The organism is Micromonospora sp. MGP-C2, from assembly GCF_057766525.1.
In genome coordinates this window covers 5025158-5048635 of sequence record NZ_JBYMEN010000002.1, presented here as the reverse complement: position 1 = coordinate 5048635, position 23478 = coordinate 5025158, and the positions used below count along the sequence as shown (strand labels likewise).

20 protein-coding genes and 2 pseudogenes are annotated in these 23478 nt (G+C 70.1%); 5 read left to right on the top strand and 17 right to left on the bottom strand.

Annotated elements, in window-relative coordinates; all coding sequences use genetic code 11:
- Positions 1-3 precede the first annotated feature (3 nt).
- From AC3CF1_RS23290 to AC3CF1_RS23260, 7 genes are all read right to left on the bottom strand, one after another.
- Complete coding sequence (locus AC3CF1_RS23290) at positions 4-1374, bottom strand: ABC transporter permease (RefSeq protein WP_088951444.1); 1371 nt, start codon at positions 1372-1374, stop codon at positions 4-6.
- Positions 1371-2918, bottom strand: coding sequence for an ABC transporter ATP-binding protein (locus AC3CF1_RS23285; RefSeq protein WP_307871553.1), 1548 nt, complete (start codon positions 2916-2918; stop codon positions 1371-1373). The genes AC3CF1_RS23290 and AC3CF1_RS23285 overlap by 4 nt, the downstream gene beginning before the upstream one ends.
- Before the next feature lie 249 nt (positions 2919-3167).
- Complete coding sequence (locus tag AC3CF1_RS23280) at positions 3168-4235, bottom strand: BMP family lipoprotein (protein ID WP_088951443.1); 1068 nt, start codon at positions 4233-4235, stop codon at positions 3168-3170.
- Between the two features lie 277 nt (positions 4236-4512).
- Positions 4513-4854 (bottom strand): hypothetical protein, encoded by a 342-nt coding sequence (locus tag AC3CF1_RS23275; protein WP_210795406.1) that lies wholly within the window; start codon positions 4852-4854, stop codon positions 4513-4515.
- A 79-nt stretch (positions 4855-4933) separates the two neighbouring features.
- Positions 4934-5821: a sugar ABC transporter permease gene (locus AC3CF1_RS23270; protein WP_088951442.1), complete on the bottom strand. Its 888-nt coding sequence runs from the start codon at positions 5819-5821 to the stop codon at positions 4934-4936.
- Between the two features lie 52 nt (positions 5822-5873).
- Positions 5874-7517 carry an ABC transporter permease subunit gene (locus AC3CF1_RS23265; protein ID WP_488451255.1) on the bottom strand — a complete coding sequence of 548 codons (1644 nt, stop codon included), beginning with the start codon at positions 7515-7517 and terminating at the stop codon, positions 5874-5876.
- Positions 7517-8764: a sugar ABC transporter substrate-binding protein gene (locus tag AC3CF1_RS23260; RefSeq protein WP_328849358.1), complete on the bottom strand. Its 1248-nt coding sequence runs from the start codon at positions 8762-8764 to the stop codon at positions 7517-7519. The genes AC3CF1_RS23265 and AC3CF1_RS23260 overlap by 1 nt, the downstream gene beginning before the upstream one ends.
- A gap of 199 nt (positions 8765-8963) precedes the next feature.
- Here AC3CF1_RS23260 and AC3CF1_RS23255 point away from each other — a divergent pair, with 199 nt between their 5' ends.
- From AC3CF1_RS23255 to AC3CF1_RS23245, 3 genes are all read left to right on the top strand, one after another.
- The gene (locus AC3CF1_RS23255; protein ID WP_141907846.1) at positions 8964-10010 is read left to right on the top strand and encodes a LacI family DNA-binding transcriptional regulator; all 1047 of its coding nucleotides are present in this window, start codon (positions 8964-8966) and stop codon (positions 10008-10010) included.
- Positions 10011-10042: 32 nt separating this feature from the next.
- The gene (locus AC3CF1_RS23250) at positions 10043-11677 is read left to right on the top strand and encodes a glycoside hydrolase family 13 protein (protein ID WP_488451254.1); all 1635 of its coding nucleotides are present in this window, start codon (positions 10043-10045) and stop codon (positions 11675-11677) included.
- Between the two features lie 182 nt (positions 11678-11859).
- Entirely contained in the window at positions 11860-12231 is a 372-nt protein-coding gene (locus AC3CF1_RS23245) for a VOC family protein (RefSeq protein ID WP_354983621.1), read from the top strand.
- A gap of 43 nt (positions 12232-12274) precedes the next feature.
- On the opposite strand, the gene AC3CF1_RS23240 is transcribed toward AC3CF1_RS23245, so the two are convergent.
- From AC3CF1_RS23240 to AC3CF1_RS23215, 6 genes and pseudogenes are all read right to left on the bottom strand, one after another.
- Positions 12275-12712 (bottom strand): hypothetical protein, encoded by a 438-nt coding sequence (locus AC3CF1_RS23240; protein WP_030486628.1) that lies wholly within the window; start codon positions 12710-12712, stop codon positions 12275-12277.
- Positions 12713-12793: 81 nt separating this feature from the next.
- Positions 12794-13180: a GntR family transcriptional regulator gene (locus tag AC3CF1_RS23235; protein WP_099850400.1), complete on the bottom strand. Its 387-nt coding sequence runs from the start codon at positions 13178-13180 to the stop codon at positions 12794-12796.
- The gene (locus AC3CF1_RS23230) at positions 13180-14106 is read right to left on the bottom strand and encodes a YhjD/YihY/BrkB family envelope integrity protein (protein WP_179782083.1); all 927 of its coding nucleotides are present in this window, start codon (positions 14104-14106) and stop codon (positions 13180-13182) included. The genes AC3CF1_RS23235 and AC3CF1_RS23230 overlap by 1 nt, the downstream gene beginning before the upstream one ends.
- A gap of 79 nt (positions 14107-14185) precedes the next feature.
- The gene (locus AC3CF1_RS23225) at positions 14186-14755 is read right to left on the bottom strand and encodes a 2'-5' RNA ligase family protein (RefSeq protein WP_172862155.1); all 570 of its coding nucleotides are present in this window, start codon (positions 14753-14755) and stop codon (positions 14186-14188) included.
- Positions 14756-14779: 24 nt separating this feature from the next.
- Positions 14780-15805 (bottom strand): tryptophan--tRNA ligase, encoded by a 1026-nt coding sequence (gene trpS, locus AC3CF1_RS23220; RefSeq protein WP_088951433.1) that lies wholly within the window; start codon positions 15803-15805, stop codon positions 14780-14782.
- 252 nt (positions 15806-16057) lie between these two features.
- Positions 16058-17032, bottom strand: a pseudogene (locus AC3CF1_RS23215) (hemolysin family protein); the annotation flags it as partial.
- Between the two features lie 195 nt (positions 17033-17227).
- Here AC3CF1_RS23215 and galE point away from each other — a divergent pair.
- Positions 17228-18210: pseudogene (gene galE / locus AC3CF1_RS23210) on the top strand (UDP-glucose 4-epimerase GalE).
- Positions 18207-19376: a galactokinase gene (gene galK / locus AC3CF1_RS23205; RefSeq protein ID WP_488451253.1), complete on the top strand. Its 1170-nt coding sequence runs from the start codon at positions 18207-18209 to the stop codon at positions 19374-19376. The pseudogene galE and the gene galK overlap by 4 nt, the downstream one beginning before the upstream one ends.
- 151 nt (positions 19377-19527) lie before the next feature.
- Here galK and AC3CF1_RS23200 read toward each other — a convergent pair whose 3' ends face one another.
- The 4 genes from AC3CF1_RS23200 to pth all read right to left on the bottom strand — a co-directional run bounded on the left by AC3CF1_RS23200 (position 19528) and on the right by pth (position 23423).
- Complete coding sequence (locus AC3CF1_RS23200) at positions 19528-20856, bottom strand: sulfate adenylyltransferase subunit 1 (protein ID WP_435794867.1); 1329 nt, start codon at positions 20854-20856, stop codon at positions 19528-19530.
- On the bottom strand, positions 20856-21767 hold the full coding sequence (gene cysD / locus AC3CF1_RS23195; protein ID WP_354983618.1) for a sulfate adenylyltransferase subunit CysD: 912 nt from the start codon (positions 21765-21767) through the stop codon (positions 20856-20858). Before cysD ends, AC3CF1_RS23200 begins: the two co-directional genes overlap by 1 nt.
- A 75-nt stretch (positions 21768-21842) precedes the next feature.
- Complete coding sequence (locus AC3CF1_RS23190) at positions 21843-22673, bottom strand: inositol monophosphatase family protein (RefSeq protein ID WP_099850392.1); 831 nt, start codon at positions 22671-22673, stop codon at positions 21843-21845.
- A gap of 135 nt (positions 22674-22808) precedes the next feature.
- Positions 22809-23423, bottom strand: coding sequence for an aminoacyl-tRNA hydrolase (gene pth / locus AC3CF1_RS23185; RefSeq protein WP_488451252.1), 615 nt, complete (start codon positions 23421-23423; stop codon positions 22809-22811).
- Positions 23424-23478 lie beyond the last annotated feature (55 nt).

Genomic DNA, 23478 nt, shown 5'->3' with positions numbered 1-23478 from the left:
GAGTTACCAGCCCTTCGCCAGGCTCGTCTGCAACCGGGCGGCGCGCGCGGCCCGGAGCTGGAAGATCGCCTTCACCAGGGCCGGCGCGGCGATGAAGATGACGATCAGCGCCTGGAGCACGGTCACCAGCTCCAGCGAGATCCCGGAGTACGACTGCATCCGGTTGCCGCCGGCCTGCAACGCTCCGAACAGCAAGGCGGCCAGTAGCACTCCCCAGGGCTTCACCCGCCCGAGCAGCGCGACCAGGATGCCGTCGAAGCCGATCTGCGCGACCACCAGCGGGGTCAACGCGCTGGCGGTCGAGCCCAGCACCATGTTCGAGCCGCCGAGGCCCGCCAGGATGCCGGCGAAAACCATGATCAGGATGTACGTCCGCGTGACGCTGATGCCGGCGGTACGGGCGGCGTCCGGGTTGGCGCCGACCGCCCGCAGCTCGAAGCCGAGCGTCGAACGGTTGAGCAGCCAGGCGACCGCCCAGGTGGCCAGCACGGCGAGCAGGATGCCGGCGTGCACCCGCAGGTTGTCGCCGAGCAGTCGGGGCAGTTGGGCGGAGGTGTCCACCGCCTTGCTGATCGCGTCGGTGCGGTTCGGGTCCTGCACACCGTTCTGCACGATCAACCAGGTGAGGAAGTACGTGGCGACGTAGTTGAGCATGATCGTGTTGATCACCTCGTGCGCGCCGGCCCGGGCCTTGAGGATGCCGGGGATGAAACCCCAGATCGCTCCGCCCAGCGCGCCGGCGAGCACCGCCACCAGCAGGTGCAGGCCGGGCGGCAGGGGCAGCAGGAAGCCGGCCAGGGCCGCCATGATCACGCCGATGGTGGCCTGACCCTGGGCGCCGATGTTGAACAGGCCGCCGCGGAAGGCCAGCGCCACCGACAGACCGGTGAAGACCAGCGGCGCGGCGTAGGTGAGCGTCTCGGAGATCGGCGCGAGAACGGCCTGCCAGCTACCGGTGCCGTTCACCCAGCCGGAGAACGCCTCGGGGTCGAAGACCGAGCCCTTGAACAGGTTCGCGTACGCCTCGCTGACCAGCGTCCAACTGGAGTTGATCGCGTCGGACGGGCGGGAGGTGATGTACGAGTACGTGGACAGCACCGCCGGATCAGAAACGATCATCAGCACCGCGCCGACCACGATCGCCAGCACCAGCGACAGCAGGGTCACAGTGAAGGTGTTGGCCGCCCAGAGGTTGTCCATGAACAACCGGCCCAGACTCGGCTTCTGCTCCGGCTCCGGCTTGGACGCCGGGCCGCCCGGCTCGGTCGCCACCTCGGCCCGTTCGGTGTTGCCGAGCGCGTTCTGCGCGGCCTGCGCCTCGCTCGCCGGCTCCTTGTCCGGCGAGCCGGACTGCGGGGTTGGGGGGTTGGTCATGCCTCGTCCTCGCTCGCGGAACCCGGGCCGCTCGCCGGGCTCCCGTCGGTGGCCGGCCCGTCGCTGGGCACGGCGTCCGTGTTGCGCTCGTGTGCCGCGTCCGGGCTGATGCCGGCCATCAGCAGGCCGATCTCCTCACGCGGGGTGTCCGGGCCGACGATGCCGATGATGCGACCGCGGTACATGACCGCGATCCGGTCGGCCAGCCCGATCACCTCGTCGAGCTCGCTGGAGACCACCATGACGGCGGTGCCGATGTCCCGCTCGCGGATGATCTGGCTGTGGATGAACTCGATCGACCCGACGTCGACGCCACGGGTCGGCTGGGCCGCGATGAAGAGCTTCAGTGGCCGGGACAGCTCCCGGGCGACGATGACCTTCTGCTGGTTGCCGCCGGAGAGGGTGCCCACCGACGCGTCGGCCGATGACGTGCGGACGTCGAACTGCTCGATCCGCTCCTTCGCCGACGCCGCTATCGCGTCCGGCTTGAGCGCGAGCCCGGCAGCGAACGGCGGCCGATCGTAGATGTCCAGCACCAGGTTCTCCGCGACGCTGAACTCCTTGACCAGGCCGTCCACGCTGCGGTCCTCGGGCACGTAGCCGACGCCCGCGCGGAGCACCTTCTTGGGCTTCCAGCCGTCGATCCGGTCGCCGACCAGGCTGACCGTGCCGGCGAGCACCGGCCGCAGGCCCATGATCGCCTCGATCAGCTCGGTCTGACCGTTGCCCTGTACGCCCGCCACGCCGAGCACCTCGCCCGCGCGCACGGTCAGGTCAACCCCGTCCACCGCGCGGATCTGCCGGTCGTCGTCGACGACCAGCCCGGTCACCTCCAGCACCGGCTCACCGGGAGTGGCCGGGCCCTTGTCCACGGTGAGTCGGACGTTGCGCCCGACCATCATCGCGGCCAGTTCGTCCCGACTGGCGTCCGGCGAGGCGGTGCCCACGGTCTTGCCCCGTCGGATCACCGTGATCCGGTCGGCGATGGCCTTGACCTCGCCCAGTTTGTGGGTGATGAAGACGATCGACTTGCCGGCCGCCTTGAGCGACCGCATGACTGTCAGCAGTTCCTCGGTCTCCTGCGGGGTGAGCACGGCGGTCGGCTCGTCCAGGATGAGCAGGTCGACGTCGCGCGTGAGCGCCTTGACGATCTCGACTCGCTGCTGGATGCCGACCGGCAGGTCCTCGACCACCGCGTCCGGGTCGACCCGCAGGTTGTAGCGCTCGGACACCTCGGTGACCTCGCGCCGGGCACGTCGGCGGTCCAGGAAACCGGCGATGCCGCCCCGGACCTGTTCGGCGCCGAGCATGATGTTTTCGGCGACGGTGAAGACCGGCACCAGCATGAAGTGCTGGTGCACCATGCCGATCCCGGCACCGATCGCGTCGGACGGGCCCTTCAGCTTCAACGGCTTGCCGTCGACCAGGATCTCGCCCTCGTCGGGCTGGTAGAGCCCGTAGAGCACGTTCATCAGGGTCGACTTGCCCGCGCCGTTCTCGCCGAGCAGGGCATGAATCTCTCCAGGCTCCACCGTCAGGTCGATGTGGTCGTTGGCGACCAGATCACCGAACCGCTTGGTGATGCCGCGCAGTTCGAGTCTCAGCGCAACCTCCTGGAGTGCGAGCGATGGTGCAGCCTAGCTGCCGTCAACCTGGCCGGAGCGGCCCGGTTGACGTGGTGCGCGATCGGCCGCTCCGACCCCACGGTCACCCGCAGGGCCGAAGCGGCCGATCGGTCGTACCTGTCCCCCGCCGACCTCCCCGATGATCTCACCGGAGGAGCCGGGCGGTTGTCACTTGGTCGGCTGGGCCTTCGAGGTGACGGTGATGGTGCCGGCGGCGATGTCCGCCTTGATCTTGTCGACCTCGGCCTTCAGCTCGGCCGGAACCTTGCTGTCGAAGTCGTGGTACGGGGCGATCGAGACGCCGGTGTTGGCCAGGGTGCCCACGAAGCCCGGGTTGGCCTGCAGCTTCTCGCCACCGGCGGCCTTGAGCACGGCCTCCTTGACGGCCTCCGGGATGTTCTTGACCACCGTGGTGATGATGGCCGAGCAGTCCGGGGTGCTCTCGCAGCCGTCGACGTCCACCCAGATGGTGCTGTACTTGCCACCCGAGGCCTTGGCCGCGGCGGTGGTGCCGAGGCCTGCGCCACCGGCGACCGGCATGATGATGTCCGCACCCTGGGCGACCAGCGCGTCGGAGACCTTCTTGCCCTCGTCCTGCTTGGCGAAGTCGTTGGTGAAGGAGCCCTTCTGGGTCTCCTTGTTCCAACCCAGCGCCTGGACGTTCTTGCCCTTGGTCTTGTTGTAGTACGCCACGCCGTCGACGAAGCCATCCATGAAGATGGTCACCGGCGGGATCGGCAGGCCGCCGTACGCGCCCACCTTGCCGGACTTGCTCATCCCGGCGGCCAGGTAACCGGCCTGGAACGCGGCCTGCGCGGTGTCGAACTGCATCGGGTAGACGTTGGCGTCACCCGGGTTGGCGTCGACGATGCCGAACGCCTGGTTCGGGTTGGCCTTGGCGATCTTCGAGGTGGCGTTGGCCATCAGACCACCGACCGCCAGGATGAAGTCGCACTTCTGGTTGACGTACTGCGTCAGGTTCGGCTCGTAGTCGGCCTCGGCCTTCGACGCCACGAACTTGGTCTCGATGTTGCTGTTGGCGGCCTTGGCCTCCTCGAGACCCTTCCAGGCCGAGGTGTTGAACGACTTGTCGTCGATGCCACCGACGTCGGTCACCATGCAGGCGCTGAACTTCTTGCCGCCACTGCCGGCGTTGTTGTCATCATCGGGGGCCTCGCCACAAGCGGCGGCGGTGAGCACAAGCCCACCTGCCGCGACGATCGAGGCGATCCGCATCCCACGCACCGAGCGCAAGACGTCTCCTTCCCATTGCACACCGCGCCTAGTGCGGTGGCAGCCCATCAGCCGACCTGCGGTGTGCCGCCGGCTGTCCCACGTTACGGACGGGAGCGTACGCCCGCGCCCACCCACCGGCCGACAATCGTGCACGACTGTTGAGCGCCTGTTACCCGGGTGTAACCCTTGCGTGGGGCACGTCACTCTTCGTGCTGGTAAGCAAGCGACGTGCCGTCCGAAACGTCCGTTTTCCCGGGGTCGGCCCTCTCCCCGGACGTTACCGCCAAAAGACCGCGACCGCCGCGTTGACCAGGGTCAGGCCGACGATCGTCAGGAAATGACCACGGTTCACCGCGTCCCGCTTCCGGGAGAAGAAGACCATGACAAAGATCAGCAGCGCGATCACCAACTTTGTCACAAGCTTCGCGGGCGCCGGCTCGTCCCCGTCGCGCAGCGGGGCGGACAGGCCGAGCCCGGTCAACAACTGGATCACCGCCCCCCAGAGCATGGCCGGGTTGATCCGTAGCCGACCGCTGATGTATTGGGCGATCGATCCGCCGAGCAGCAGGGCGAAGCCGATCAGATGGACGTAGAGGAGGATTAGTCGCAGCGCTTCCACGCCGCCCATCCTCTCCCATCAACGACGGTTTGTAGTAGGGGGTCTGGCGGTCGGCGCGTCGACTCCGGCCGCGGCACGGTCAGCCCTTGACCGCGCCAGCGGTCAGGCCGGAGACGATGTAGCGCTGGAGAAGCTGGAAGACCAGCACGGTGGGGATGGCGGTGAGCAGGGTGCCGGCCGCGAAGATCCCGAAGTTGTTGTTGCTCTGGTTGCCCTGCACCAGGCCGTACATCCCGACTGCGAGGGTCTTGGAGTCGCTGCTGGTGAGGAACACGTTGGCCATCAGGAACTCGTTGATCGTGCCGATGAAGGCCAACAGCCCGGCCACCGCCAGGATCGGCGCCACCAGAGGCAGCATGATCCGGAAGAAGACCTGGGCGTGCGACGCGCCGTCCATGGTCGCCGACTCGTCCAGCTCGCGCGGCAGCGTGTCGAAGAAGCCCTTCATCAGCCAGGTGTTCACCCCGAGCGCCCCACCCAGGTAGAGCAGCAGCAGGCCCCACGGGGTGTTGAAGCCGATCGACGGCCACAGGTCGGTGATCGTGCCGAAGATCAGGTAGATCGCCACGATCGCCAGGAACTGCGGGAACATCTGGATCAGCAGCAGTGAGAGCAGCCCGACCCGGCGGCCGCGGAACCGCATCCGCGAGAAGGCGTACGCGGCCAGCGCGGACAGGAACACCGACGCGAACGACGCCACCCCGGCGATCAGCAACGAGTTGAGGAACCACCGTCCGAAGGCGGTGCGATCGAACAGCTCGCCGAAGTTGTCCAGCGACACCCCGCCGGTGGGCACCAGCTCGGTGGTGGACAGCGTGCCGAGCGGGTTGAGCGCGGCGGACAGCACGAACAGGATCGGGAACAGGCTGAACAGCACGGCGAGCACGGCGACGACGTGCCGCCAGCCGACCTCGGCCAACCAGCGGCCACGCCGCCGACCGGTCCGGATGTGGTTGACCGTTGTCACGCGATCCTCCTCCTGTTCGCGACTGCGGGGCTCGCAAGCTCACTCCTCGCGCTCACGCGTACACCTCCTCCTGCTTGCGGGTCCGGCGGAAGCTGATCGCGGAGACCACCGCGACGATGGCGAAGATGAACAGCGAGATCGCGGCGGCGAAGCCGAACTGCGCGCCCTGCCCGCCGAAGGCGAGCCGGTAGGTGTACGTGATCAGCAGGTCGGTCGCGCCGTTGGCAGGGTTGTCGGCCGGGAAGGGCGCACCCTCGGTGGTCAGGTAGATCGCGTTGAAGTTGTTGAAGTTGAACGCGAACGACGAGATCAGCAACGGCGACAGGGCGACCAGGAGCAGCGGCAGGGTGACCGCGCGGAAGGACTGCCAGGGCGACGCCCCGTCGACCGAGGTGGCCTCGGTGAGCTCACGCGGGATGGCCTGCAAGGCACCGGTGGCGACCAGGAACATGTACGGGTAGCCGAGCCAGAGCTGCACGAGGATGACGGCGAAGCGGGCCGTCCACTCCTGACCGAACCAGTCAACATCCAGGCCGAACAGACTGTTGATCAGGCCGAAGTCGGCGTTGAACATGTCCCGCCAGGCGAGCAGCATCGCGAACGACGGCATGGCGTACGGCAGGACCAGCAGCACCCGGTAGAAGTTGGTGCCGCGCATCCGGGGCGAGTGCAGGACGAGCGCGATCAGCGTGCCGAGCAGGAACGTCCCACCGGTGGAGCCGATGGCGAAGGCGAAGTTCCAGACCAGGGTGCCGAGGAACGGCCCGGAGATGTTCTCGTCGGTGAGCACCCGGGTGAAGTTGTTCAGCCCGACGTTGACCTTCCAGCCCTGGGCCAGCCGCTCGCCGTCGGCGGCGACGAAGGCGCCCGCCTCCTCGTCGGCGGTCCAGGTGCGCCCGGTCTCGGTGTCCCGTACGCAGTCGCAGCCAGCCTCGTACGCCCGCACCGCCTTGCCCTCGTACGCCCGGGACAGGCCGCTGGAGCGCACCGCGCCACCGGCGGTCGGGACCACCAGGTCGGTGATCTCCTTGCTGCGGGCGCTGGCCTGGCCGAAGGTCAGCACTGTGTAGCCGTCGGCGGCGGTGACCTTGCCGCCCGTGGCGACCGTGACGTCGGCGGCGTCGAGTTGGCGGAGCCCTCCGGTGTCGCCGACGGAGACCGCGCCGGTGTCGGGGTCGGTGACCAGGAAGACCAGCGGACCGGTGGCCGGGTCGCCCTTGGTGGCGATCGACAGGGCGTATTCGGCGGACCCCGGCACCTGGGTGACCGACGAGGTCTGGATCGCGACGACCGCGTCGTCCTTGCTGCCCCGGTGCCCGTCCCCGAAGTTCGTGAAGGCGGTGCTGGCGGTGTAGAGCACCGGGAAGACCTGGAAGGCGATCAGGAACAGGGTGCCCGGGACCAGGTACTTGGCCGGGACGTGCCGGCGGGTGAGGTACAGGTAGAACAGCCCGACAGTGGACGCCGCCAGCAGGGCGAGGCCGGTCCACATCTCGGCGGCGATGAGCGGGAAGGCCGCCCAGACCGCGATGCCGGCGGTCAGACCGAGAAGGAGCACCTTGCCGGCGAGCCCGGCCACTGTGATCGGGGCGTCGTCGCGCGAGCGCGAGGCACGTGGGCGCGGGGGTGGGGAGCCGGCGGGCTCCCGGCCCGGAGTCCGCGTGGCGGACTCCGGGCCGGACAGCGGCGTACTCATTACTTGATCTGGCCGGAAATGGTCTTGCCGGCGGTGGTGATGGTGCTGGTCGGGTCGGCCCCGCCGATGACGGCGGCCTCGGCCTTGCCGAACGGGTCCCAGATCGCGGCCATCGCCGGGATGGCCGGGAGGACCTGACCGTTCTTGCCGGCCTCCTGGAACTTGGCCAGATCCGGGTCGTTGCCCTTGACCTGGTCGAGGGCTGCGGTCAGCGCCGGCGGCCGGGGCTCGGCGTTGTAGAGCGCGACGGCCAGCTCGGGCGTGGTGGTGTAGTTGGCCACGAACTCCTGGGCCAGCGCCTTGTTCTTGCCCTTGGCGGCGACGTAGAACGCCTGCACACCCACGAACGGCTGGGCCTCCTTGCCGCCGGCGAAGCCGGGGATGGCCGAGATGTCGTAGGAGATGTTGGCCTTCTTGACGTCGGCCACCGCCCACGGGCCGGAGACCAGGTACGCGCACTTCTTGCCGGTGAACGTGGAGATCGAGTTGGTGTCCGAGATGGAGCGCTTGAGCACACCCTCGCCCTTCTCGCCCAGCGCGCCGATCTTCTTGAAGGCCTCGACCGACTCGGGCTTGCCCACGCCCAGGTCCTTCGGGTCGTAGTCCCCGTTGGCCGCCGTGCCGAAGAGGTAACCGCCGGCCGAGCTGTAGAGCGGGTAGATGTGGTACGCGTCGCCGTTCTGGCCGACCTGGAGGCAGAGCGTCTCGGTGGCCTTCTTCGCCGCCTTGAGCTTCTTGCCGGAGGCGACCAGGTCCTCGATGGTCTTCGGCGCCTCGGGGGCCAGCTCGGTGTTGCGGATCAGCGCCAGGTTCTCCTGCGCGTACGGCACGCCGTAGAGCTGCCCGTTGAAGGTGACGGCCTTGACGGCGGTCTCGTTGAACGCGCTCTTCTGCTCGGCGGCGAGCTGCACGGGATCGATGGCGCCGTTCTGCACGAGGTTGCCGATCCAGTCGTGCGCGCCGACCACCACGTCCGGGCCACTGCCCTGCTGGGAGGCGGTGACGAAGTTGGTCTGGAGGTCCTTGCTGACTGCCTGGACCTCGACGGTGACGCCGTTCTCCTGACCGAACTTCTCGGCGAACGGCTTGAGGGCGGCGGTGCGCTTGTCGTCCGCCCAGATCACCAGTTTGCCGCCGGCGGCCTTGGGGGTTTCCTTCGCGGCCGGCTCGTCGCTGTCGCCGCCACAGCCGGAGGCGGCGAGCGCCAGGGCGAAGAGGGCGACCACACCCGCGGTACGGATGCGCATCGGTACTCCTGTCGTCATGGCGGGTCCGCCGGGGGAAGGGCGGCCCGCCAGTGGGAACCTCTGGAAGTTCTTGCCATCCGGCGCAGGGGTGCTGCGCCGCTGCTCTCGCATGTTGCGGGCACGTTAGCAAGAGGTTGCAAGTAATGGAAGCGCTTGCAAAGGACCCCGCAAGAACTTGCCGGTGGGCTAAAGTGCCGCCATGCGCGCTCGACTGTCCGACATCGCCCAGCAGGCCGAAGTGAGCGAGGCCACGGTGTCGCGGGTGCTCAACGACCGCCCCGGCGTGGCCCCGGAGACCCGGCAGGCCGTCCTGACCGCCCTCGACGTGCTCGGCTACGAGCGCCCGGCCCGACTGCGCAAACGCAGCGCCGGGCTGGTCGGCCTGGTGGTGCCGGAGCTGGACAACCCGATCTTCCCCGCCTTCGCCCAGGTCATCGAGTCGACCCTGGCACAGAGCGGTTTCACTCCGGTGCTCTGCACCCAGAGCGCCGGCGGGGTGACCGAGGACGAGTACGTGGAGATGCTGCTGGACCGGCAGGTCTCCGGGATCGCCTTCGTCTCCGGGCTGCACGCCGACACCGCCGCCAACCACGACCGCTACCGGGCACTGCTCGCCCGACCCTTGCCGGTCGTGATGATCAACGGGTACGTGCCGGGCATCGGCGCACCCTTCGTCTCCTGCGACGACCGGGAGGCGGCCGAGCTGGCCGTCGCCCACCTGGTCGCGCTCGGGCACCGGCGGATCGGCCTGATCACCGGCCCGGACCGGTTCGTTCCCGTGCAGCGCAAGGTGGCCGGTTGGCGCTCGGCGATGACGCGCCTGGCCGGTGTCGCCGAATCGGATCTGGGCCCCCTGGCCGAGCTGTCGCTGTTCGGTGTGGAGGGTGGCGAGGCGGCGGCCGGTCGACTGCTCGACCGCGGTGTCACCGGCGTCGTCTGCGGCTCCGACCTGATGGCTCTCGGAGCGGTCCGGGCGGCCCGCCAACGTGGCCTCAGCGTGCCCGGCGATCTCTCCGTGGTCGGCTACGACGACTCACCGCTGATGGCCTTCACCGACCCGCCGCTGACCACCATGCGGCAGCCGGTCATCGCGATGGCGGTCGCCGCCGTCCGGGCCCTGGTCGACGAGATCAACGGGCACGGCGCCCCGCACTCGGAGTACCTGTTCCGGCCGGAGCTGGTGGTGCGCGGCTCCACCGCAGTCGTTTCGACTTCCGCACGACTGTCTTACGCAAGATCTGCTTGACTCTTGCAAGGACGGGCCGGCATATTGCTCGGATGATCAGCACCACCACCCCGCCGCACACCACCGAGGACGACTGGTGGCGCTCCGCGGTCGTCTACCAGGTGTACGTCCGCAGCTTCGCCGACAGTGACGGCGACGGCGTCGGTGACCTCCAGGGCATCCGGCAACGCCTGCCGTACCTGCGCGACCTCGGGGTGGACGCGCTCTGGCTGACCCCGTTCTACACCTCCCCGATGATCGATGGCGGGTACGACGTCGCCGACTACCGCGACGTCGACCCGATGTTCGGCACCCTCGCCGACTTCGACGCGATGATCGCCGACGCGCACGCCCTCGACCTGCGGATCATCGTCGACCTGGTGCCCAACCACACCTCCAGCGCGCACCGCTGGTTCACCGCCGCCCTCGCCGCCGGCCCCGGCTCGCCGGAGCGGGCCCGCTACCTCTTCGCCGACGGCCAGGGCCCGCACGGCGAGCTGCCCCCGAACGACTGGGAAAGCATCTTCGGCGGCGCGGCCTGGACCCGGACCGCCGACGGTCAGTGGTACCTGCACCTGTTCGACCCGGCCCAACCGGACCTGAACTGGCGCCACCCGGAGGTCCGCGCCGAGTTCGAGGACGTGCTGCGGTTCTGGCTGGACCGGGGCGTGGACGGGTTCCGCGTCGACGTGGCACACGGCATGATCAAGGCGGACGGGCTGCCGGACGTCGGCTTCAGCACGATGACCACCGGCCAGCGCCAGGTCGAACTGCTCGGAAAGGGCCGGCTGCCCTACTTCGACCAGGACGAGGTGCACGAGATCTACCGTGCCTGGCGGCCCATCCTGGACAGCTACCCCGGCGGTCGGATGGCGGTCGCCGAGGCGTGGGCCGAGATCCCGCAACGGCTCGCCCGCTACGTCGGCCCGGACGAGCTGCACCAGGCGTTCAGCTTCGACTTCCTCGACGCCACCTGGACGGCCGACTCGTTCCGCAAGGTGATCGACACCGCGTTGACCGAGTCGACGGTGGTCGGCGCACCGACCACCTGGGTGCTCTCCAACCACGACAAGCAGCGACACGTCACCCGCTACGGCGACGGCGTCGAGGGGTTGCGCCGAGCCCGCGCCGCCAGCCTGCTGATGCTCGCCCTGCCCGGCAGCGCCTACCTCTACCAGGGTGAGGAACTGGGCCTGCCCGAGGTCCTCGACCTTCCCGACGAGCTGCGCCAGGACCCCGCGTTCCTGCGCACCGGCGAGAGCCGCGACGGCTGCCGGGTGCCACTCCCGTGGAGCGGCGACCTGGCCCCGTACGGCTTCGGACCGGCCGGCAGCGAGGCGAGCTGGCTGCCCACCCCCGCCACCTGGCGGGCCCTCTCCGTCGACGCGCAGAGCGGCGTACCCGGCTCGACGCTGGAGCTGTACCGGGCCGCGCTGCGAATCCGCCGCGACCACCCGGCGCTGGCTGTCGACGCCGGCGGGGTCACCTGGCTGGAGAGCGGGCCGGACGTGCTCGCCTTCTCCCGCACCGCCGGCGAAACCGTGCTGACCTGCGTGGTCAACCTCAGCGGCGCGCCGGTCCTGATCGACGGGTACGGTCAGCCGCTCGTCGCCAGCGACACGCTCACCGAGCAGGGCCCCGGTCACCTGCTGCCGGTCGACGCGGCAGCCTGGTTGGAACGGCGCTGAGCGGGTAACTCGTTTTCGACCTGGTCGTCCGTCGTGCCCCGCGCCAACGGGCGACTGGGCTACCAACCCCTTGTGGTGGGGGGTGAGGTGGCGCTGGCGCCACGCGGAGTCCGCTCCGCGTGGCGCCGGTGTCCGTCCGGGCCCGGCGTGTTCACCGCCGCCGCCGTGGGTACCGGAAACCCATGGGCGTACGGATTGCGCAGTGCACACTAGACGTCGAGGACATTGACCTGATGGTGTCGTTCTGGTCGGCGGCCCTCGGCTACGACATCGAGCAGGGCGACGACGGCAGCGCCAAGCTGTGGCCCCCGGGCGGCCCGTCCGCCACGGCGCCCACCCTCTGGTTGCAGGGGTCCGGCACCGGCAAGCGGGGCAAGAACCGTCTGCACCTCGACCTGGTCGCCGACACCGACCCGCAGACCGAGGTACGGCGGCTGATCGACCTCGGCGCACGCCATGTCGACATCGGTCAGACCGGATCCGAACAGTTCACGGTGCTCGCCGACCCCGAGGGCAACGAGTTCTGCGTGCTGGACTCGGCACCGACCCTCTGACCGTCTCCCGGGAGTCGCCGCGACCCGCTGACCGTTCCCGGGGTCACTTCGCGGTGAGCAGCGCCGCGATCCGGGTGAAGCCGGCGCGCACCTCGGCCTCGTCCGGCGGCTCCACGGGTTCGCCGTGCCCCGCCTCGTCGGCGGCGGCGTCCAACTCCTCGTCGATCACGTCCTCGAAGTCACCGTAGAGGTCGGCCCCCTCCACCTGACGGGCCTCGTCCTCGGCAGCGACCTGCGCAGCGGCGATCTCACTGCGGATCTCGTCGGCCGACAGCGCCGGCAGCAGCGGCTCCACCACGGCCATCAGCTGCTCCTCGGCCACCACCGCCTCGGCCAGCGCCAACGCGTGCGGCCGCTCGTACGGCCCGCAGACCACCGGCTCCCACTCGTCGAGGTCACCGAGCGGACCGAAGGTGATGATCCACGGCAGGCCGAGAAGCGGTGAGTCCGCCGGCAGGTCCAGTGTCATGAGTGCGCCCACCGGCTCATCATGGTCCGCAAACGCGAGCCACGACGCCTTTCGGCTCAGTTACCGCCCGTCCGGCGGTCGATCAGCGGCCGGTCAGCCGGGGCGGGCGGCATCCAGGGCGGCACGGACCAGAGCGAGCGCGGTGGCCGGCGCCACGCCGAGCCGGGCCGCCTCGGCCGCGTACCCGGCCGCCGCCCGCTGCAACCGGTCGACGGCGTCGTCCCGGCCAGGGGCGACGAAGGTGCCGTTGCGCCCCCGGGTCTCCAGCAGCCCGGCCACCTCCAACTCCCGGTACGCCCGGGCCACCGTGTTCGCGGCCAGCCTCAGGTCGGCGGCGAGCTGCCGGACGGTGGGCAGGCGGCTGCCGACCGGCAACCGACCGTCGCCGATCATCTCGGCGAGCTGCCCGCGTACCTGCTCGTACGGGGGGACCGACGAGTCCGGGTCGACCGAGATCAGCACGTGGGCACCTTCCGTCATCAGCCCCCACCGCCCGGCGTACCGGGGTCGGTGTCCTCGTCGGCCGGTTTGGGCGGGGCTGCGGCCTCCGCCAGGTCCACCACCCGCCCGTTCGAGCTGGTCGCGAGCAGCGCCGCGCCGAACAACACCAGCTGATTGAGCAGGTAGAGGTAGAGCAGCAGACCAACGGCGCCAGCCACAACGGTGTACGCAGGATTCCGCTCGGTACGCACCACGTAGTAGCGCCCGACCGTGTTCAACAGCGTGATGCCGATCGCCACCACCAGCACCACCGGACGAAGCCGGGACCGGCTCATCCGCAGCCGGGGCACCGCGAGGAGCAACGCGGTGGCGAGCACCGCGTTGACCAGCACGCTGAGCACCGCGCTGATCGTGGTCAGACCGACCGACCCGGTGCTGCGCAACAGGAACCGCAGCACCGACTCCAACGCGTCCACCGCCGCGACCGAGACGCCGAGCAGCACGAAGATGCCGATCATCACGCCCAGGTCGACCAGCCGCCGGATCACCAGGTTGCCCGGCTGCTGGTTGAGTGAGTACATCAACCGCTGCGAGGACCGGATCGCCTCCACCCAGCCGATCCCGGTGAAGACCAGGATGACCAGGCCGACCACCCCGACCGTGCCACTGGAGTTGGCGATCTGCTGGGCGTCCAGGAACGGCAGATTCTCCTTGAGGAAGTCGGCCGCCGCCGCGCTGACATCGTCGTTGTCCTCGAGGATCGCGCCGAAGATGGAGTACGCGACCAGGGCGAGAGCGAACACCGCGAAGAAGCCGTAGTAGGCGATAGCTGCGGCCAACCGCCCGGCCAGCACCTCGGCGTACAGGGCGCCGGCCCGCCAGACGTGGTCGAAGAGGCCCGACCGGCGGCGCGCGGCGCTCACCCAGCGGTCGATGCCCGCCTCGATGCGGCCGATCACGTTCACGCGATCATCCTCGCCGATCTCCCACCGCCGTCGTGGCAACCGGCTCCCGAAGCTCACCGATCGGCGCGTCGCCGACGGTTCAGTCGCCGAGGCGGAAGTCCCGACGCGGCTGCCACCGGGCCTCCCCGCTGTGCGAGAAGAGGGTGAACGCGTCGACCTCGAACATCGCGGAGAAGTCGGCCAGGTCCTCGTACACCTTGTCCAGGGCCTCCGGCGGCACGTCCTGCGCCACGGTGACGTGCGGATGGTACGGGAAGCGCGCCTGCCGTTGTAGACCTGGTGCCGCGGCGATCGCGGCGGCCAGCAGTTCGCACTCGCTGATCCCGGCGGCGACCGCGACGAACACCACCTGGGTGACCGGACGGAACGTGCCGGTGCCCCGCAGGTGCAGCGCGAACGGCAGGTGCCCGGCGGCGACGGCGGCCAGGTGCCGCTCGACAGCGGGCAGGTTGGCCGTCTGGATCTCGGTGGGCCCGAGCAACGTCACGTGCGCGGGCACCGCGAGCGGGTCGCCGGCCTCGACGCGCCGCCGGGTGAGCTGGGCACCCCACGGCTCGGGAATGTCCACCGCGATGCCGATCTGGATGGTGTCGCCGGTCGGCGAAACCCCGCCACTGCGATCCACGCTTCGCGCCGCCCCTCCGGCCACCGACCCGTCCACCTGTCCCGCGAGCTACTCGCCACGGACGGGCGGGAAGAACCCCACCCGCTCGTACGCGGACCGCAGGGTCGTCGCGGCCACCGCGCGGGCCTTCTCCGCGCCGCTGGCGAGCAGCTTGTCCAGCTGGGCCGGGTCGTCGAGGTAGCCGCGGGTGCGCTCCTGGATGGGGCGGACGAAGTCCGTGACGACCTCGGCCAACTCCTTCTTCAGGTCGCCGTAGCCGCGGCCCGCGAAGGCGGCCACCAGCTCGTCGATGCTCCGACCGCTCAGCGCCGAGTGGATGGTCAGCAGGTTGGACACACCCGGCTTGGTCTCGGTGTCGAAGACGATCTCGCGACCGGTGTCGGTGACCGCCGACTTGATCTTCTTGGCGGATCGGGCCGGATCTTCCAGGAGGTCGATGATGCCGGCCGGCGAGGACGACGACTTGGACATCTTCGCCGTCGGGTCCTGAAGGTCGGTGATCTTGGCGGTGTCCTTCACGATGTGCGGCGCCGGGATCGTGAACGTCTGGCCGAACAACGAGTTGAACCGCTGGGCAAGGTCCCGGGAAAGCTCCAGGTGCTGCCGCTGGTCCTCGCCGACCGGCACCGCGTTGGCCTGGTAGAGCAGGATGTCGGCGGCCTGCAGGATCGGGTAGGTGAACAGCCCGACGCTGGACCTGTCGTTGCCGTGCTTCTGCGACTTGTCCTTGAACTGGGTCATCCGGCTGGCCTCACCGAAGCCGGTGATGCAGCCGAGCACCCAGGCCAGCTGCGGGTGCTCGGGCACCTGCGACTGCACGAACAGGGTGCTGCGATCCGGGTCGAGCCCGACCGCGAAGAGCTGGGCGGCGGCCACCCGGGTCCGTTGGCGCAGCAGCGCCGGGTCGTGCCCCGCGGTGATGGCGTGCAGGTCCACCACGCAGTAGAACGCGTCGTGGGTCTCCTGGAGAGCCACCCAGTGCCGTACCGCGCCCAGGTAGTTGCCGAGGTGGAACGAGTCGGCCGTCGGCTGGATACCGGAGAAGACGCGGGGGCGGGCGGGAACGTCGGACATGGCGATAATTCTGTCAGCAACCAACCGGGTCCGTCATGACGGGCCGGCGGGTCGGCCGCGGCCCGCCGATGTCGGGCTGCTGACCTCGCGTGGTTCGCCCGCGCCGACCCGGCGCGTCGGACCGACCGCGACCCGGCGCTGCTGTCCGCCCACGGCCTCCCGCGCCGGCCCGGAGCCGCACTCCCGAGCCGCCACGCTGTCCGGCTCGTGGCGCTGCCCGGCGTCCGTCTGGTGGCGTTGCCCGCTGTCGGGCTCTTGGCGTTGCTCGGCTGGGTGGACGGCGGAGACCGCGAGCCGGGCCACCCTGCGGCCGTCCAACGCGAGCACCCGCAGCAGGCAGCCGCCCGTCGTGCCAACCGGGTCGGGCACGTCGACCTCGTCGGGTTCACCGGGCACCGGGACCTCGTCGCCGTCCACCGGAAGCCGGCCCAACGCGGCCATCACGAACCCACCAACCGTCTCGTACGGGCCGGCGGGCAGTGCCACCCCGGTCCGTTCGGCGAAGTCGGCGAGGTTGAGACGGCCGTCCACCACGGCGGGCAGGCCGGCGCGCACCGGGTCCGGCGTGGCGTCGTACTCGTCGTGGATCTCGCCGATCAGCTCCTCGATGAGGTCCTCCAGGGTGACGATTCCGGCGGTGCCGCCGTACTCGTCGACCACCACGGCCAGGTGCTGGCCCTCTCGACGCATCTCGGTCAGTGCGGGCAGCACCCGCTTGCTGCCGGGGAGCCGCTTCACCTCGCGGGCCAGCTGACCGACGGTGACGCACGGGTCGGCGTCCGGGCGCAGCAGCACGTCACGGAGGTGCACGAAGCCGACCACGTCGTCGTGGGTGCCGTCGGTGACCGGGTAACGGGTGTGCGTCTCGGCGCGGACCAACCGGGCGGCCTCGGCGATGGTCAGCCGCGCCGGGAGGAAGACCACCTCGGTGCGCGGCATCATCACCTCGCGGATCAGGCTGGCACCGGCGACCAGGACCTCGTCGATGATGTGCCGCTCGTCCGGGTCGAGCACCGTGTTCGCAGCGACCAGGTCCCGTAGTTCGGCTTCGGAGATGCGCTCCCGGCCGGCTGCCGGCCCCGCCCCGAGCAGATCGGTGACGAGTCGGGTGGCACCATCGGCGGCGCGGACCAGCACCCGGGCGACGGCCCGGGCGAGCGGACCGGGGTCGCGGCGGGGCGGCACCCGCACGCGTCGCCGGAGCCCGGTACGGGCCGCTTCCCGCATGACAGAGATGGTAGACACCGTTGGCCCGTCGCACCGGGGGATCACGCGGCGCGGACCACAGATGTTCGGCTCTGTTTAATTGTGAGAGATTATGATGGGATGGGGATGACGACGGCGTCGGCGACGGTGCCGGCCGTCGTCTTAGGGTGATCACGAAGGGCCACGTCCCGCGCGGGCCAGGCAGGAGGCAACGACGTGAAACTGCTCGTCACCGGGGCGCCGGCTTCATCGGCAGCGTGGTGACCCGGATGCTGCTCGACGCGGGCCACCAGGTCGTCGTCCTGGACGACCTGCGCACCGGTTACCGCGAGGCGCTCGCGCCGGACGCCACCCACGTGCAGGCGTCCATCCACGACGCCGCCCGCATCGTCACCCCGGACGCCGGCTTCGACGGGGTGCTGCACTTCGCCGCCCTGATCGCCGCCGGGGAGTCGATGGTCAAGCCGGAGCTGTACTGGCAGAACAACACCGTCGGCACGCTCGCCCTGATCGACGCGGTCCGGGCCGCCGGGGTGCCCCGGATGGTCTTCTCCTCCACCGCCGCCGTCTACGGCAACCCCACCGAGCTGCCCATCGGCGAGACCGCGGTCAAGGCACCCACCAACACGTACGGCGCCACCAAGCTCGCCGCCGACATGGCGCTCACCTCGGAGGCCGTCGCACACGGGCTGGCCGCCGTCTCGCTGCGCTACTTCAACGTGGCCGGCGCCCACCTCGACGGTGACGTCTCGCTCGGCGAGCGGCACGACCCGGAGACACACCTCATTCCGATCGCGTTGGAGGTCGCCGCCGGCCGGCGGGAGAAGCTCCAGCTCTTCGGCGACGACTACCCCACCGTCGACGGCACCTGCGTCCGCGACTACATCCACGTCGCCGACCTCGCCCGGGCACACCTGCTGGCGTTGGGCGCCGCCACCGCGAGCCAGCACCGCATCTACAACCTCGGCAACGGCAACGGCTTCAGCAACCGCCAGGTGGTCGACGTGGTCCGCGAGGTCACCGGGCAACCCGTGCCGGTCGAGGTCGCGCCGCGCCGCGAGGGCGACCCCGCCGAGCTGGTCGCCTCCTCCGCGCTGGCCCGCGACGAGCTGGGCTGGGTGCCCGAGAAGCCGACCCTGCACGACATGGTCGGCGACGCCTGGGCGTTCTACCGCGCGCACGTCCTGGAGCAGTCATGACCAACCCCACCGGCGACGTCGCCGAGCGGGCCGCCGAGGGTTTCACCAAGCAGTACGGCGGCAAGGCAACCGGCCGCTGGGCGGCTCCCGGCCGGGTCAACCTGATCGGCGAGCACACCGACTACAACGAAGGGTTCGTGCTGCCCTTCGCGCTGCCGCTGCGGACCGTGGTCGCCGCCGACCGACAGGACGGCGACCAGTGGACGGTCTGGTCCGAGCTTTCCGACGAGACGATCACCTTCGGCGCGGACGACATCGCCGAGCCGGGTCGGGTGACCGGCTGGGGCGCGTACGTCGCCGGGGTGGTCTGGGCGCTCCGCGAGGCCGGCCACCCGGTGCCCGGTGCCCGGCTGGCGATCGCCTCGGACGTGCCGCTGGGCTCCGGTCTCTCCTCCTCGGCCGCGCTGGAGTCGGCCGTGCTGGCCGCGCTGCTCGACCTCGGCGGGCTGGAGCTCTCCCCCGAGCTGCAACCCCGGCTGGCGCAGCGGGCGGAGAACGTCTACGTGGGCGCGCCGACCGGCATCATGGACCAGTCTGCGGTGATCCGCTGCCGCGCCGGGCACGCCCTCTTCCTGGACTGCCGCGACGAGTCGGTCGAGCAGATTCCCTTCGACCTGGACGCGGCCGGGCTGGCGGTGCTGGTCATCGACAGTCGAGCGCCGCACCGGCACGCCGACGGTGAGTACGCTGCCCGCCGCCGCTCCTGCGAGGCGGGGGCCAGCGCACTCGGGGTCACCGCGCTGCGGGACGTGGGCGTCGACCAGCTCGACACCGCGCTGGCCCAACTCGACGACGAGGAGACCCGACGGCGGGTCCGGCACGTGGTCACCGAGGACCAACGCGTACTGGACACGGTGGCGCTGCTCCGCGCCGCCCGGGTCCGCGACATCGGCCCACTGCTCACGGCCTCGCACGTCTCGATGCGCGACGACTTCGAGATCACCGTGCCGGAGATCGACACCGCGGTCGAGGCGGCGTTGGCGGCCGGCGCGTTGGGTGCCCGGATGACCGGCGGCGGCTTCGGCGGCTGCGTTCTCGCCCTGGTCGAGGCCGACCGAGCCGACGAGGTCGCCGCAGCCGTCACGGCCGCGTACGCCGAGCGCGGTTTCACCGCCCCCGGCACCCTGACGGTCGTCCCCGCCCCCGGCGCAACCCGCCTCCCCTAACCCCCACCCCCACCCCCTCCCCACCCCCTCCCACCCACCCCGCCGGGGTTGATCAAGAGGTTTGCGTCAGTCCGGGCCCGGATTCTGACGCAAACCTCTTGATCACCGGACGGGATGGACAGGGGATGGGGTGGGGTGGGGTGGGGTTCGGTTAGCTGGCTTCGACGATCATGGCGGCGCCCACCGTGCGGTTGGTGGTCTCGTCGATGATGACGAAGCCCCCGGTGGTGCGGTTACGCCGGTATTCGTCGGCCAGCAGCGGCACCGTCGTCCGCAGCCGCACCCGGCCGATCTCGTTGAGCCGCAACTCGTCGGCCGACTCGTCACGGTGCAGCGAGTTGATGTCCAACCGGTAGTGCAGCCCGCGCACGATGGCCCGCGCCGACCGGGTGGTGTGCTTGATCGCGTACCGGGCGCCGACCCGCAGCGGTGTCGTCTCGTCCATCCAGCAGACCATCGCCTCGATGTCCTGGGCCACCGCCGGCGCGTTGTTCGGGCGGCAGATCAGGTCACCCCGCGAGATGTCGATCTCGTCGGCCAGTCGTACCGTCACCGACATCGGCGGGAAGGCCTCCGCGACCGGCCCGTCCGCGGTCTCCACCGCGGCGATCCGGCTGGTGAAGCCGGACGGCAGCACCATCACCTCGTCACCCGGCTTGAGCACGCCGGAGGCGACCTGACCGGCGTAACCGCGGTAGTCGGTGACAGTTGTCGACTGCGGGCGGATCACGTACTGCACGGGGAACCGGACGTCGACCAGGTTGCGGTCGCTCGCGATGTGCACCCGCTCCAGGTGGTGCAGCAGCGACGGGCCTTCGTACCAGGGCATGTTCTCCGAGCGGGCGACGATGTTGTCGCCGCGCAACGCGGAAATCGGCACCACTGTCAGGTCCGGCACGTCGAGCTTCGCGGCGAACGCGGTGAACTCGTCGGCGATCCGCTCGTAGACCTCCTGCGACCAGTCCACCAGGTCCATCTTGTTGACACAGAGGACCAGGTGCGGCACCCGCAGCAGCGAGCACAGGAACGCGTGCCGGCGGGACTGCTCGACCAGGCCCTTGCGCGCGTCCACCAGGATCAACGCCAGGTCGGCGGTGGACGCCCCGGTGACCATGTTGCGGGTGTACTGGATGTGCCCCGGAGTGTCGGCAATGATGAACTTGCGGCGCGGGGTGGCGAAGTACCGGTATGCCACGTCGATCGTGATGCCCTGCTCCCGCTCGGCGCGCAGACCGTCGGTGAGCAGGGCCAGGTTGGTGTATTCGTCGCCACGGGCCGCGCTGACCGCCTCGACCGCCGCCAGCTGGTCGGTGAAGAGCGACTTGGTGTCGTAGAGGAGCCGGCCGATCAGGGTCGACTTCCCGTCGTCCACGCTGCCCGCGGTGGCGAACCGCAGCAGGTCCATAGCCCGGGCCTCCGGACCGGCCCCGGTAACAGCCCGGGCCTCCGCATTCGCGGACGCCACGATCTCGGTGCTCATCAGAAGTAGCCCTCCCGCTTGCGGTCCTCCATGGCGGCCTCGCTGACCCGGTCGTCACCACGGGTCGCGCCGCGCTCGGTGATCCGGGTGGCCGCCACCTCCTCGATGACCTTCTCCACGGTGTCCGCGTCGGATCGGACAGCGGCGGTGCAGGAGGCGTCGCCCACAGTGCGATAGCGCACCTGCGCCTTGAACCGCTCCTCGCCCGCCCGGGGTCGGAAGAACTCATTGACCGCGTAGAACATGCCGTCCCGCTCGATCACCTCACGCTCGTGCGCGTAGTAGATCGAGGGCAGTGGGATGCGTTCCCGGGCGATGTAGTGCCAGACGTCCAGCTCGGTCCAGTTGGACAGCGGGAAGATCCGGATCGACTCGCCGGGGTGGTGGCGGCCGTTGTACAGCGACCACAGCTCCGGTCGCTGGTTCTTCGGGTCCCACTGGCCGAACTCGTCGCGGAAGCTGAAGACCCGCTCCTTCGCCCGGGCCTTCTCCTCGTCGCGGCGGGCGCCACCGAACAGGGCGTCGAAGCGGTGCTTCTCCACCGCGTCGAGCAGCACCGGTGTCTGGATCCGGTTGCGCATGCCGTCGCCGGACTCGCGGACCATGCCGTTCGCCAGGGCCTCCGGCACGCTCGCGATTACGAGCTGCAACCCCAGCTCGGCGACCCGCTGGTCGCGGTATTCGAGGACCTCGGGGAAGTTGTGCCCGGTGTCGACGTGCATGACGGGGAAGGGGATGTTGGCCGGGGCGAACGCCTTCTGCGCCAAGCGCAGCATGACGATCGAGTCCTTGCCGCCGGAGAAGAGCAGCACCGGGCGTTCCATCTCGGCCACGACCTCGCGCATCACGAAGATGCTCTCCGCCTCCAGGGCGTCCAGGTGGGAGACCCGGTACGCCGCGGGGGTGGTCATGCCGCCGGCTCGATTCGCTCGCTCATCCGATTTCCAGACCTTTCCGGTCGGGCATGTCAAGAAAGTGCGCTCAGGCTACCCGGAATGTCTCTGCAGCGCTGCAAGCAACCGGGTGGCGAGATCCTTGCGGCAGACCAGGAGGTCCGGCAGGCGCGGATCCGCCTCGTTGTATCTCAGCGCAGATCCGTCGATCCGGGAAGCGTGCAGTCCGGTGGCCGTCGCCACAGCCACCGGGGCAGCCGAGTCCCACTCGTACTGCCCACCGGCGTGGATGTACGCGTCCACCTCACCGGTGACGACGGCGGCGATCTTCGCTCCGGCCGAGCCCATCGGCACCAGGTGCGCCCCGACGTCCTCGGCCAGATCGGTGAGGAAGACCGGCGGCCGGCTCCGGCTCGCCGCGAGCCGAATCTTCCGCTCGCCGGCCGTCGCCGCCTCCACCGTCATCGGCGGGTACGCCGGCGGGTAGTCAGTGCCCAGCACCCGGTGCTGCGCCGGCAGCCCCACGGCCCCGGCGACCAGCCCGTGCGGGCTCGGCGCGCGGCGCGCCCAGAGCGCCACGTGCACCGCCCAGTCCGAGCGGCCCTCCTCGGAGAACTCCCGGGTGCCGTCCAACGGGTCGATGATCCACACCCGGTCCGCGGTCAACCGCGACACCGCTCCGGTGTTCACCTCCGCCGCCCAGGCCAACCGCGAGCCCTCGTCCTCCTCGGAGAGCACCGCGTCACCCGGCCGCCACTTCGCCAGCTCCGTGCGGATCAGGTCGTGCGACACCTTGTCCCCGGCCGACTTCAGCGCGCCGGCGTCGGCGAAACCCATCTCCGTCCGCAGGTCGAGCAACGCCTGCCCGGCCCGCGACGCCAACCATCGGGCGAACGCGCCATCGATCATCGGAGGACTCGTCATCTGTCCGCTCCCGTCGCCTCGCCGCGACCCGTGCCCGCACGGACCGATTCGCCGCGACCCGCGTCGCCGGTCGCTGCACGCCGAAAGGCGCAGACTACCGGCCCGCCGTTTCCGATCCGGTACGCCCCGCCCGGCTCAGCTGCCGTGGTAGAGGTTCTGCGTCGGCTCCACGCCCTTGACGATCACCGACTCCACCACGTCGGCGGCCCGGTCCACCAGGAAATCCACTTCCTTGCGCTCTGCCGGGCCAAAATCCGACAGTACGTAGTCCGCCGGATCCTGCCGCCCCGGCGGTCGGCCGACGCCGAACCGCACCCGGACGTAGTCCTTCGTGCCCAACGACTTCGACATCGAACGCAGGCCGTTGTGCCCGCCCTCACCGCCGCCGAATTTGATCCGCACCTGACCGAACTCGATGTCCAGCTCGTCGTGCACCGCGATCACCTGCGTCGTCGGCACCTTGTAGAACTGGGCCAGAGCCGCCACCGGCCCACCCGACAGGTTCATGTACGTCAGTGGCTTGACCAGCACCAGCTTCGCTCCACCGAACCCCAGCCGCGCCTCGGCCACCTCGGCCACCGCCCGCTTGTGCCGCCCGAACCGCGCGCCGACCCGCCCGGCCAGCAGGTCAGCCACCATGAACCCGACGTTGTGCCGGTTCCCGGCGTACTCCCGACCGGGGTTGCCCAGGCCGACCACCAACCACGGCCACGCCTCGTCCGTCACGACCCTGCCCCTCCCGACGTCCATCCCACCGACTCCCGATACGCCGACAGGCGCCCCCGAACATCCGGGGACGCCTGTC

Excerpts from the sequence above, each read along its gene's own strand:
- AC3CF1_RS23235 (WP_099850400.1), bottom strand. The coding sequence starts at position 13,180 with ATGACGGAAGGTGCCCACGTGCTGATCTCGGTCGACCCGGACTCGTCG.
- AC3CF1_RS23190 (WP_099850392.1), bottom strand. The coding sequence starts at position 22,673 with ATGACGAGTCCTCCGATGATCGATGGCGCGTTCGCCCGATGGTTGGCG.
- AC3CF1_RS23290 (WP_088951444.1), bottom strand. The coding sequence starts at position 1,374 with ATGACCAACCCCCCAACCCCGCAGTCCGGCTCGCCGGACAAGGAGCCG.
- AC3CF1_RS23200 (WP_435794867.1), bottom strand. The coding sequence starts at position 20,856 with ATGAGCACCGAGATCGTGGCGTCCGCGAATGCGGAGGCCCGGGCTGTT.
- galK (WP_488451253.1), top strand. The coding sequence starts at position 18,207 with ATGACCAACCCCACCGGCGACGTCGCCGAGCGGGCCGCCGAGGGTTTC.
- cysD (WP_354983618.1), bottom strand. The coding sequence starts at position 21,767 with ATGACCACCCCCGCGGCGTACCGGGTCTCCCACCTGGACGCCCTGGAG.
- AC3CF1_RS23280 (WP_088951443.1), bottom strand. The coding sequence starts at position 4,235 with ATGCGGATCGCCTCGATCGTCGCGGCAGGTGGGCTTGTGCTCACCGCC.
- AC3CF1_RS23245 (WP_354983621.1), top strand. The coding sequence starts at position 11,860 with ATGGGCGTACGGATTGCGCAGTGCACACTAGACGTCGAGGACATTGAC.
- AC3CF1_RS23255 (WP_141907846.1), top strand. The coding sequence starts at position 8,964 with ATGCGCGCTCGACTGTCCGACATCGCCCAGCAGGCCGAAGTGAGCGAG.
- AC3CF1_RS23250 (WP_488451254.1), top strand. The coding sequence starts at position 10,043 with ATGATCAGCACCACCACCCCGCCGCACACCACCGAGGACGACTGGTGG.
- AC3CF1_RS23265 (WP_488451255.1), bottom strand. The coding sequence starts at position 7,517 with ATGAGTACGCCGCTGTCCGGCCCGGAGTCCGCCACGCGGACTCCGGGC.
- AC3CF1_RS23260 (WP_328849358.1), bottom strand. The coding sequence starts at position 8,764 with ATGCGCATCCGTACCGCGGGTGTGGTCGCCCTCTTCGCCCTGGCGCTC.
- trpS (WP_088951433.1), bottom strand. The coding sequence starts at position 15,805 with ATGTCCGACGTTCCCGCCCGCCCCCGCGTCTTCTCCGGTATCCAGCCG.
- pth (WP_488451252.1), bottom strand. The coding sequence starts at position 23,423 with ATGGACGTCGGGAGGGGCAGGGTCGTGACGGACGAGGCGTGGCCGTGG.